Source organism: Candidatus Methylomirabilota bacterium (assembly GCA_036001065.1).
GTDB lineage: Bacteria > Methylomirabilota > Methylomirabilia > Rokubacteriales > CSP1-6 > MNEF01.
In genome coordinates this window covers 1-11,466 of the sequence record DASYUQ010000238.1, presented here as the reverse complement: position 1 = coordinate 11,466, position 11,466 = coordinate 1, and the positions used below count along the sequence as shown (strand labels likewise).

The window sequence follows — 11,466 nt, the reverse complement described above, 5'->3', positions numbered from 1 at the left end:
TCTTCAAGAAGCTCTCACCGGGAAGGACCTAAAATTGCCCATGAGGCGCGCGCTTGTGGCTTCCAGCCTGGTGTGGCTTGCCCTGCTGCCGTCGGACGGGCTGCCACCGACGCCCGCGAGCGCGAGCCCCGACGCGGTGGCGCAGCGCGTCCGTGACCGCGTGCATCGCGAGGGCCGCGCTCGCGTGATCGTCGAGCTGCGCATGCCGCTTGGCGCGCACATTCCCGAAGGCCTGGCAACCCCCGCGGCGGCGGCCGCGCAGCGCCGCGACATCTCGGCGAGCCAGGTCCAGGTCCTCTCCCGGCTCCCCTCGTTCTGGCACCGCGTCGTCCATCGCTACGAGAGCATCCCCCTCCTCGCGCTCGAGATCGGCCCGGAGGCCCTGCGGGAACTCGAGGCCGCGAGCTTCGTCGTCACGCGAGTCATGGAGGACGCGCTGGTGAGACCGACCCTGGCCCAGAGCGGGCCGCTCGTCCAGGCCGATCAGGCGTGGGCCCGGGGCTTCGACGGCACGGGCTGGACCGTCGCCATCCTCGACACGGGCGTCGATTCCCCGCACCCGTTCCTGCGCCAGTATCCGCTCCAGACCAGCAAGGTCATCGAAGAGGCCTGTTACTCCAGCACGGTGCCCGGCGTCAGCGTCACGCTCTGCCCCAACGGCCAGGACCAGCAGACCGGAACCGGCGCCGGGGCTCAGTGTACCGGGGTGGACGGGTGCTGGCATGGTACCCATGTGGCCGGGATCGCCGCCGGGCACGGCGGGGGCGCGGGCCAGCCGTTCTCCGGCGTCGGCCGGGGCGCGACGCTGATGGCCGTCCAGGTCTTCTCGCAGTTTACGAGCTCCTCCGACTGCTCCCCCGCCTCGGCGCCGTGCCTCATGGCCTACTCCAGCGACATCATCGCCGGGCTCGAGCGCGTGTATGTTCTGCGCGCCGCCCGCAACTTCGCGTCGGCCAACCTGAGCCTGGGGGGCGGGCTCTCCGGCTCGCCCTGCGACAGCGAGCCGTACAAGCCCGCCATCGACAACCTGCGATCGGTGGGGATCGCCACCGTCGTCGCCGCCGGTAACAACGGCTCGACCACCTCCCTCAGCTCGCCGGCCTGCATCTCCACGACGGTGAGCGTAGGCTCGACGACGGACACGACCGACCAGGTTTCCTCGTTCTCGAACGTCGCCTCCTTCATGAGGCTCTTCGCGCCCGGCGAGGTCATCACGTCGTCGTATCCGGGCGGCCTCTTCGCCGACGCCCGGGGCACGTCGATGGCGACGCCGCACGTGGCGGGCGCCTGGGCGGTGCTCAAGCAGGGCGCGCCCAACGCGACGGTGACCGACATCCTGACGGCCCTCGAGCAGACGGGGCTGCCGATCACCGACACACGGCCGGGCGGCACCGTCACCAAGCCCCGCATCCGCGTGCTCGACGCGCTCAACGCGCTCCTGCCCGGTGAGCCCACGGTGAGCGGGGTCAATCCCGCCTCCGGAGCCCGCGGGGCCACGCTGAACGTCAGCATCACCGGCACGAACTTCCAGAACGGGGCGACCTCGAACTTCGGCGCCGGCATCACCGTCAACAGCACCACCGTGAACTCGTCGACACAGCTCACCGCGAACATCACGGTCGCGGCGAATGCGGCGCTGGGCGGTCGTACCGTGACGGTCACGAACCCGGATGCTCGGAGCGGTTCGCTCGCCGACGCGTTCACGGTCACCGTCCCCCCGGAGACCACGACGGTCAACTTCGATAGCCCGGCGCCGCCCGGATCGTCCTTCAGCCTCCTGAACGGAGTGTTTCAGGGCATCGACTTCGGAACGGGACAGTGGCGATGGGAGGGCGCCTACAACGTCGATCCCACCAACCACATCTTCTTCGCCTCTTCATCGGGGACGTCGCGGACGTTCCGGTTCTCCCCCGCTCCGCGGATTCTCACGAGCCTGCGGGTGTTCACGAGTGGCGCGGGCACCCTGACGCTCTCGGACGACCGGGGCCAGACGCTCACGCGCACGGTGCCCACCGGCTCGATGCAGCTCGTCACTACCGGCTGGGCCCTGGCGTCGACCGTCATCACCGTGACCTTCACGTCGGGATGGAATCTCGGGATCGATGACATCACCTACAGCGTGGCCGGCGGTGCCGACGCGACGCCGCCGACGGTGACGATCACCTCGCCGACGACGGACGCCACCTACAGTACCGGCAGCAGTCCGCTGGCCCTGGCGGGGACGGCGGGAGACAACGTGGGGGTGACGCAGGTCACCTGGGCGAACGATCGCGGGGGGAGCGGCAGCGCGACGAGCACGACGAACTGGTCGAACTGGTCGGTGAGCGAGATCGCGCTCCAGCCCGGCACCAACGTGCTGACGGTGACGGCGCGCGACGCGGTGGGCAACCCGGCGATCGATACGCTGACGGTGACCTACACCCCACCTAACAACGGGCTCGTCGCGGCCTACTCGTTCAACGCGGGGGCCGGAACGACCGTCAGCGATGGCTCGGGCAACGCCAACAACGGCGTCATCTCAGGCGCCACCTGGACGCCGCTGGGACGCTATGGCGCGGCGCTGTCCTTCGATGGCGTCAATGACTGGGTCACGGTGACTGACGCCGCCTCGTTGGACCTCACCACCGGGATGACCCTCGAGGCCTGGGTGTATCCCACGGTGAGCCCCACGGCGTGGAGAACGGTCGTCGCCAAGGAGGGAACGAGCCCGGTCATCGCGTACTTCTTGCATGCCAGCAGCCTCAGCGCCGACCAACCGGCGATGGGGATCAGGATCGGGGGTGTGGAGCAGCAGCTCAAAGGAGGCGCGCGCCTGACCGCCAATGTCTGGACTCATCTGGCGGCCACCTATGATGGCGCAACCCTGCGCCTGTACGTGAACGGGGCCCAAGTGGCAAGCCGGGCGCAGAGCGGGGCCATCGTGGCGACCACCAGCCCCCTCCGCATCGGCGGCAACGGCATCTGGGGCGAGTACTTCCAGGGGCGCATCGACGAGGTCCGGATCTACAACCGAGCGCTGAGCCAGGCCGAGATTCAAAGTGACATGACGACGCCTCTGTCGCCGTGACTTAGCCCCGATCCGAAATAAGCTCGCAGGTGAAAGCGGCACATGGCCGCGAACATGGGCGGTGTTCAGGAGATGGTTCGACCGCAGCCAGCGTCTCTATACGAGGACGTGGGTGCGCACGTACCCACGCTGGCCACGGCCGCTACCGACGCCGCGTTTCCGCACATTCCTCGCCAAAAGAATTTCGGATCGGGGTTAGTTGCTGCTGGCCGCCCGACTGCGGTCGCTCGCGCCCGAGCTTGCCGGGCTCGCTGCTGCTCCCCGGGCGTCGCTTTTCGTTCATGACACTCCTGTGCGTCGTGGCCCGACCCGCGCTCGGCGCGCCGATGCTAACGTCCGCCGACGTCGTTGGGTACGCGGGGGTGACGGCGAGCGCCGAGACCGAGGACGCCGCCGACCACAACGAGCACCAGCAGGACCGCGCCGAGCAGAATGGCGGTATCGACCGGGAGGCCCAGGATGCGGCGAGCCTTTTCCTGGCGGACGAGACGACCCGCACTCGCCGAAGGTTGATCGCCGTCGGCCGACCCCGGACGGACGTCCTGGGGATTCGGCTGGGCGCCGTGCTGGAGAGGACGTGCTTGGGAGCTGTCGTCAGCCGGTTGAGTCTGACACGGCCCCCCTGCCGGCGCCGCCACCAGCAGCGCGAGCAGGAGGCTCGACGCCACAGCCCCGCGCTTCCTTCGGCCCGCAAACCTCATCACGCCGAACAGACCTCGCAATCGTCGGGCCAGTACGTTCGGTCTCACCCCCGGGGACGGTCCCGCGTAACAATTGCTCTGCGGCAGCTCGAGGACGAGGGCGGGCGCCTCCACATCGGTCAAAGGCCTGGATGTTGCATGCATGGTGCGCGTTTGGAGCGCAGCCAGGAGACAGGAGGATCGCCATGGCGGTTGGGGCGCTCGAGAGAATCGTACGACCCCTCGTTGAGAAAATGCGGATCGCCGACGGCGGCCGCCGCGCGGCCAAACCCACCTTACAGCGCATAACCTCGTCGAAGGCCGAGACGATCTGGACTGCGGCGCTCGCCCTTCTCTCGGCCTCCATGATCGTGACTTCCTGGGCGCTGAGCCGGCGCTCGGCACGCCGCGAGGTCCAGGACCTCATGGTCGGGGATGTCGTCGCCATCGATTCGTCGACCACGTTGATGGAGGCGGCCGAGCAGATGCGGAAGAGCAACGTAGGTATCTTGCCCGTGGTCGAGGCGGGGACGCTCGTCGGTGTCATCACCGACCGCGATCTCGTGGTCAGGGCGCTGGCGGAAGGCGTACACCCCTCGAGTCGGGTCGCCGAGTACGCGACGAGGGATGTCGTCTGTGCCCGCCCCACCTGGGACGTTCATCACGCGATGCAGGTCATGGCGGCGTGCCAGGTCGGCCGGCTGCCCGTCGTCGACGACGAAGACCGCGTCGTTGGCATTATCACGCTCAGCTCCCTGGCGCTGCGATCCCAAGCGGAGGACGGGCGCTGGCCCTGGCCCGGCTCAGCCCTCTGTTCGAATGGGAGCGAGTAGCAGAGTAACCGCGGCGGAGGCCCGTATGCGGAGACGGTTGGCGTGGGCCGGGGCGATCGTACTGGCGATCGTGGTCCTCGCGGTGGTCGCGAGCTTCTTCATCGACGAGCCCCTGCGGCGGCACGTCGAATATCAGATGAACCAGCGGCTGGACGGCTACACCGTCCGCATCGGTCGCCTGGACTTTCACCCGCTCGGGTTCTCGATCGACTTCGAGGACCTCCTCCTCACCCAGAACGCCCATCCCGATCCCCCGGTCAGCCGCATCGGGCGCATCACCGCCGGGGTCCACTGGCGGGCTCTGATTCGAGGGCGCCTGGTGGCCGACTTCGAGATGGTACGTCCCACCTTCTACGTCGACCTCACCCATGTCCGGCGCGAGGCCGCCGACGACCGCCCGGTGGACAAGCGCGGCTGGCAGGACGCGCTGGAGGCGATGTACCCGCTGAAGATCAACCAGTTCAGGGTGCGAGAGGGCGAGTTCACCTACGTGGACGAAGGGCCGTTCAAGCCCTTGCGGGTGACCCAGGTCGACGCCCTGGCCACCAACATCCGCAATATCCGGTCGCGCGACCGCGTTTATCCCTCGGAGCTCACGCTGCATGGCGTCGCGTTCGGCGCGGGGCGGATCAAGCTCGATGGGCGCGCGGACTTCCTGGCCGAGCCCCACCTGGGCATCCTGGCCGTCGTGCAGCTCGAGGGGATCGAGCTCGACCACTTCAAACCGATCCTGGCCCGCTACCACCTCGCGCTGCGCAAGGGCACGCTGTCGGCACGCGGCGATCTGGAGTACGCGCCGAAGATCAAGGCCGTCCACCTGCACGAGGCGGTCCTGCGCGACATCGAGGGTGACTACATCCACTCCGCGCCGGCCGCCGAACAGGTCAAGCGCGGCACCGAGAAGGCCGCCCGGACGGCCGAGGAGGCCACCAACCGGCCGGACCTCCAGCTCCGCATCGACCGGTTTCGGGTCGTGAAGGGCAACCTCGGGTTCACGAACGCAACCTCCGGGCGCGAGTACCGCGCGTTCCTCTCCGACATCGACCTGCAGGTCGAGAACGTCAGCAACCATTTCACCGCGGGCACGGGCCAGGCGCGCCTCACCGGCAAGTTCATGGGCAGCGGGGCCACCGTCGCCACCGGCACGTTCCGGCCCGAGCTGTCGGGGCCGGACTTCGACCTGAACGTCAGCATCGAGAACACCCAGATGCCGACGATGAACGATATGCTCCGGGCCCACGGCCGGTTCGACGTCGTGGCTGGGCTCTTTTCCTTCTACTCGGAGCTTCACGTCAAGAACGATCAGATCAGCGGCTACGTCAAGCCCCTCTTTCGGAACCTGGACGTATACGACCGCGAGCAGGATCGGGAGAAACGTCTGCTTCAAAAGGTCTACGAGCGGCTGGTCGGAGGCCTGGCCAAGCTGCTCGAGAACCCTCCCCGCGACCAGGTGGCCACCAAGGCCGAGATCGCGGGCCAGGTCCAGAACCCGCGCGCCAGCACCTGGGAGGTCGTGGTCCGGCTGGTCCAGAACGCCTTCTTCAAGGCCATCTTGCCGGGATTCGAGCGCGAGGTGCGGCGTGGGCGCCGCTGACGCCGGCACGATGCCGATCTCGCCCTGGCGGCTCGGAGGCCTGACGGTCCGTGAGCTGGCAAGGCGCGTGTGGAACGAGATCGGCGAGGACGAGCTGGTCGACCGCGCGGCCGCGCTGTCCTATTACTTCGTCTTCGCCCTCTTCCCGATGCTGATCTTCCTGGCCGCGCTGGTCGGGCTCATCCCGCACGAGCGGCTCATGGAGTCTCTGATCGAGTACCTGACCAGCTCGCTGCCGGACGACGCCGCCTCGGTGCTCGCCCGCACGTTCGCCGAGGTGTTGCGCGGCGCCCACGGGGGGCTTCTCTCAGTAGGGGCAGTGGCCGCCCTCTGGGCGGCGTCGAGTGGAATGGGCTCCATGATGACCGCGCTCAACGCGGCCTACGATATGGCCGACCCGCGCCCGTGGTGGCACCAGCGGTTCATGGCCGTCGTCCTCACCATCGTCTTCGCGGCGTTCATCCTGACAGCGCTGATCCTGCTGGTGCTGGGGCCCGAGATCGCCGAGGGGCTGGCCCGGATGGCCGGCCTGGGCCCGCTCTTCACCGTGACGTGGAACGCGCTCCGCTGGCCGGCCGCGGGGGCCCTGGCCCTGATCGGCGTCGGTCTCGTGTACCACCTGGCCCCAGTCGCGAGGCGGCGATGGTACTGGGTGACACCAGGGTCTGTCGTCGCCATCGCCGGGTGGCTGCTGGTGTCTGCGGGGCTTCGCCTCTACGTCGCGCGCTTCGCTGACTACAACGTCACGTATGGCTCGATCGGCGGGGCGATTGTCCTGATGCTCTGGCTCTATTTCACCGGGCTCGTGCTGCTCATCGGCGCCGAGGTGGACGCCGAAATCGCCAAGGCCGCGGGACGTCGAGCGCAGGGTCGATCCGAGCGCCGGGGGGGCCCGGTCATTTACGACGATCGCCCCCCTGCAAAGCGCGTCGCAGTGGGGGGCGGTTCGAGACCTTGGGGACGGTCATGAGTCGTGCCCCTCGACTCGCGGCTCTCGCTCAGCGCTGGCGGTCGCCGTCCGGGGCGTCAGGGGCGGCGCCGCGGGGGGCCAGGAGGGAGTCGGCCTGCTGCCGCCGTGCCGCCGCCAGGCTCTCGGCCGAGCCGTGGAGGAGCAGGTCGTAGAGGTGCTCGGCGGCCAACGCGGGCGGGATGAGGACGTAGTCCGCCCCCTCCGTATAGAGCCGCTCGGCGGCCGCCAGGGTGTCGGCGGTAACGATCACGCGCGCCCCCGGGACCAGCCTCCGCACCTGTCGGAGCAGGCGCAGGTTGTCGGTGCCCCGCAGCAGCCAGTCCGAGATGCTGGACACGACCACGCCCGCCCGCTCGATCCCGGCGTGGCGGAGCGTCTCGGCATTGCTGATGTCGCCGTAGTGGCACTCGACGCCGTCGGCCCGCAGTTGCTCCAGTGTCTCGGGGTTGAAGTCTACGGCCACGATCCGGTCTTTCATGGCCGGCCGCTCACGCTCGAGGTGCCGGAGGAAGGCGAGGCCCTCCCGCGAGACCCCCAGGAAGAAGATGTCGCCGGCGCCCCCTTTCCGTGGCAGCGACGATGCTGCCTCCTCCGGACTCCGGCGCTGGGCGAGCCAGGGGGGGATGCCGAGCCCGGCCAGCACCTGCGTCAGCAGGGTGGCCAGCCCGTGGTTGAAGAGGATCGTGTACGTCGAGAGCACGGAGGTCAGCAGGAGCGTGTAGAGCACGAGCGAGGCGACGTCGCGGCTGACGTGGCCGTAGCCGGCCCCCAGGGTGACGATGACCAGTGAGAACTCGCTGATCTGGCCGAGGTTGATGGACACCACCCCGGCGGTGCGCGTGTCGCGCCGCAGCAGGGCAAAGAGGGGAAAGATGGCGGCGAAGCGGCTCAGGACCACGAACAGCGCCGTTGCGCCCGCGAGCAGGAGCAGCCAGCGCGAGGGGACCGGGATCTTCATGCCCAGGGCCACGAAGAACAGGGTCACGAAGAAGTCGCGCACGCCGCCCAGCCGCGAGATCACTTCGGTGTTGTAGGGGAAGGCGGCGATGACCATGCCGGCGATCAGCGCGCCCATCTCCTTGGAGAGCCCCAGCGAGCCGGCGGTCCCGGCCACCAGAAAGCACCAGGCGATCGAGGTGATCAGCAGCAGCTCGTGCGAGCGGGCCACCGAGCGGAAGAGCCGGGGCAGGACCAGCCGGGACAGCACGCCGCAGGTGGCGACGAGGCCGACGCCGGCCCCTAGCGAGCCCAACAGCGGTACCGGCTCCAGTGACCTGAGGCTCGGCTGCAGGGCCAGGAAGCCGATCGCCCACAGGTCCTGGAAGAGCAGGATCCCCAGCGTCACCCGCCCCGCGAAGGTGCCGATCTCCAGCTTGTCGGAGAGCAGCTTCACTACGATGAGGGTGGAGGACAGGCTCAGCGCGATCGCCAGGTAGAGCCCGTCGAAGGGGCCGCGGGTCCGGGCCGCCACCGTCGAGCCCACCAGCCACCAGGCCAGACCCGCGCAGATCGGGAACTGCAGCAGCCCGCTCACCATGATGGTGCGACCGGCCTGGGCCAGGCTGGGCACGCTGATCTCGAGGCCGATGATGAACAGCAGGAGGAGCAGACCCATCTCGGAGATCAGCTCGATGCTCGCCTCGTCGGTGATCACGCCGAGCCCGAGGTGGGGGCCGAGGACGGCTCCGCCGAGGATGTAGCCGAGGATCAGGGGCTGGCGGGCGCCGCGGGCCAGCAGGGCGAAGAGCGCGGCGGCGATGATGCTCACGCCGATCGCGAGCAGCAGGTCCTGGCTCATTTTACCAGCCTAGCATGCGGTCCCCACCGCCCCCGCATCCTCGGTAGCCCGCTGGCCCCGGCGTCAGGCGTCCGTCCGCGGTCCAGGTCGGCGGGATCTCAGAAGAAGGTGGCGTCCCGGGCAGGCTGGGACCGGCGGCGCTACGCTGCGGACGTGACCGCCGCCATCCGATCACATTGGTCGCACTCTCCGTCGAGGCGCGCGTATCCCGCGAAGCCCCTCGCAATGCTGATCGCTGCCTGTCGGACAGCCTCGACATCGAGGCGGAGCACGAAGGCGAGACAGGCATCGCAGTACGTGTAGGGCTGCTCCAACCGGAGGAAGTCAGCGATCTGCACTTCGAGGCTCGGTGTGCCTGGACCGACCGCCATGAGTCGCCCTCCCCGAGAGCTTGCTGTTACGGGCCAACGCCAGCCTCTCACCCTCGACAGGCTGCGGCAAGAACATTCCTTCGCGCAGTGGTGTTGGCTCCCCTGCTCCGCCCCTTCACGGGAAATCGCCCGCTGCTTTGACCAGCTTCGCACCCTAGCAGCTAGCCGGATGAAGCCGGCGACCGATCGCGCTCAGGCCTTTACTCCGCCGCACGCTTTTGCCACGGGATCCACGATTAGCGGCGTGTTGACTCGACGACGATCGGGAGGGATGGAAATCCTGCTGGCGACGGAAAGCCTGAAGCTGCCGGGGCGTGCTGAAACCCGTCGTGTCCGAGCTGGGTGACCACCTCCGAACGAGACAGGACGGCGTCCCCGGTCGTTGCTTCAAATCGGGGGGCCGCACTCACCCGGCTGATCCGAAGATCTACTCCGGGCCGCGCGCCTCCTGCACCGAGACCACGGACACATCGACGACGTCCCCAGAGCGCTCGCGATAGCTCTCGGTGTAGCCGATCGAGCCGATCGGCGTAGTCCGCTCCCGCCAGCCGGACTGATCTCCTTCTGACCGGGAGCTGCGTGAGGTTTGCTGGGCGAACTGCTCCGCCTCCGCGGCCGCGTTGAGAAGCTCGAGGAGCGGTGCGATGGCGAGGCCGCCGAGTGTGGCGTACTCGCCGAGCGTCAGCCCCGGCCCCCGCTGGGCGGCGTAGGGGCGACCACGCTGGAGGAAGATCGGGCCGGTGCTCGGATAGCGTTTGATCGTCTCGTCCACCTGCGATTCGGCGGTGATGGGCATCGCCCCGTGACTCACGACCTCCTTCTCGATCAGCAGCTTGGCCAGCGACGTGAGCACGCAATGAGGCTAATCACGAGGTAACGTGCGCTGGCGCGACGTCCGTTGATCCTTGCCCGTTGTCCTTCACGATCCGGTAGAGGACCCACCCGCTTGCGTCTTGACCCCCGACGCGCTCGGCCCGCTCGAACAAGCTCAGCCAGCTTCTTCGCGGAGTCGATGGATACTCCGCGAGAACCGCATTCCGGCCTAACAGTACCGCCGCCGCTGCCAACGGCGCCTCAATGCCGTAACGCGCCAAGATCCCCCGCCTCTCGTTGTAGAACTCCATCAGCCACCTCATCCGCGACCTCCTCGTGGGACTTCTGTGGCGCGCCTCTTTCCGGCGAAGAACGCGCCCGCCCGCTGGAGTCAGGTCGTGAAGGAATCCGCGCAGCGCCGCGATGATGCTCATGTTCCCAGTCGGGCGGAGCGCCAGAACCTCCGCTGAGCGACGATCGCGAGCGCAGCGCCCCCGCAACCGATCAGGAACATCGCCAGCATCCCTGCTTCACTGGAGATTACGACCCAGACCGTCCCGCCCCCGACCACACTCCCGACGAGACCGAGAACCATATCGTGAGTGAACCCGTAGCCTCCCGCTCGTGAGACCGCCTCCGCCACCCATCCGGCCATGAGTCCGGCCAGGACCAGCATGGGACCCATTTGTATGATGTGTTCAAGCATGAAGCGTGCCCGCCTTTCTGCAGTCAAGTTCCGGTCTGGCTTGTCAGGGGTGAGCGGTGCCGGCAGGGCATCGGCTCACCCCTGGCGAGCCATGAGGCGTCAGGCCTAAGGAGATCCTGTCATCCAGGCAACTTGCCATCCGGCTGTGGTGTCCAGTTTCCCGCCGCATACTCCGCCAAGGCTTTCAAGAGCACCGTGCGGAGCGTCGTCCCCTCGCTCACGGCGCGGACGCGCGCGGCCCGCTGAAGGTCGCGGGAGACGCCGCTCACCAGGTAGATGCCTGTGGTCGCCATCCGAGCGAGCACGCCCGTTCCCACTTTCACTGACCGCCGATGGACACGATGAAGTTGACCGTCTCCTCGCGGTACGGCGACGGGATGTACGCGAGATCCAGGCGGATCTCCTTCAGCTTCTTCGCCTTCAGCGCCTCGGCGGGAAAGTCCACATCCAGCGACTGGGTGGCCTCCTGCCCGGGGTCCAGCCGGTCACTGCCGTACGTGGCGAACCTGAGGGTCGGCTCGGTCCGGGTCTCCTCGATCTTGATCGGCTGCCCCTGGACGTCGATGTACTTGATCGTCCCGGCGACGAGGCGGACGGTCTGATTCGCCGAGCTATTCTTCAGCACGACCTTCGC

Annotated in this window: 10 protein-coding genes; 4 read left to right on the top strand and 6 right to left on the bottom strand. The window is 68.2% G+C overall.

The annotated features are described in order from the left end of the window. The first annotated feature begins 40 nt into the window (after positions 1–40). From VGV13_22800 to VGV13_22785, 4 genes are all read left to right on the top strand, one after another. On the top strand, positions 41–3,067 hold the full coding sequence (locus tag VGV13_22800; protein ID HEV8643907.1) for a LamG-like jellyroll fold domain-containing protein: 3,027 nt from the start codon (positions 41–43) through the stop codon (positions 3,065–3,067). Between the two features lie 934 nt (positions 3,068–4,001). Beyond that, entirely contained in the window at positions 4,002–4,580 is a 579-nt protein-coding gene (locus VGV13_22795; protein ID HEV8643906.1) for a CBS domain-containing protein, read from the top strand. Positions 4,581–4,605: 25 nt separating this feature from the next. Further along, the gene (locus VGV13_22790) at positions 4,606–6,174 is read left to right on the top strand and encodes a DUF748 domain-containing protein (protein ID HEV8643905.1); all 1,569 of its coding nucleotides are present in this window, start codon (positions 4,606–4,608) and stop codon (positions 6,172–6,174) included. Beyond that, complete coding sequence (locus tag VGV13_22785) at positions 6,161–7,144, top strand: YihY/virulence factor BrkB family protein (protein ID HEV8643904.1); 984 nt, start codon at positions 6,161–6,163, stop codon at positions 7,142–7,144. The genes VGV13_22790 and VGV13_22785 overlap by 14 nt, the downstream gene beginning before the upstream one ends. A gap of 28 nt (positions 7,145–7,172) precedes the next feature. Here VGV13_22785 and VGV13_22780 read toward each other — a convergent pair whose 3' ends face one another. The 6 genes from VGV13_22780 to VGV13_22755 form a co-directional block, all read right to left on the bottom strand. Continuing rightward, positions 7,173–8,942: a cation:proton antiporter gene (locus VGV13_22780; protein ID HEV8643903.1), complete on the bottom strand. Its 1,770-nt coding sequence runs from the start codon at positions 8,940–8,942 to the stop codon at positions 7,173–7,175. 798 nt (positions 8,943–9,740) lie between these two features. Next, entirely contained in the window at positions 9,741–10,166 is a 426-nt protein-coding gene (locus tag VGV13_22775; GenBank protein HEV8643902.1) for a hypothetical protein, read from the bottom strand. A gap of 13 nt (positions 10,167–10,179) precedes the next feature. Then, the gene (locus VGV13_22770) at positions 10,180–10,449 is read right to left on the bottom strand and encodes a hypothetical protein (protein ID HEV8643901.1); all 270 of its coding nucleotides are present in this window, start codon (positions 10,447–10,449) and stop codon (positions 10,180–10,182) included. Between the two features lie 107 nt (positions 10,450–10,556). Then, a complete protein-coding gene (locus VGV13_22765; protein ID HEV8643900.1) occupies positions 10,557–10,832 on the bottom strand; it encodes a hypothetical protein in 276 nt (91 codons plus the stop codon). Between the two features lie 119 nt (positions 10,833–10,951). Then, positions 10,952–11,125: a hypothetical protein gene (locus VGV13_22760; GenBank protein ID HEV8643899.1), complete on the bottom strand. Its 174-nt coding sequence runs from the start codon at positions 11,123–11,125 to the stop codon at positions 10,952–10,954. 26 nt (positions 11,126–11,151) lie between these two features. After that, positions 11,152–11,466 (bottom strand): hypothetical protein (locus VGV13_22755; protein ID HEV8643898.1); only part of this gene is annotated, 315 nt, incomplete at its 5' end.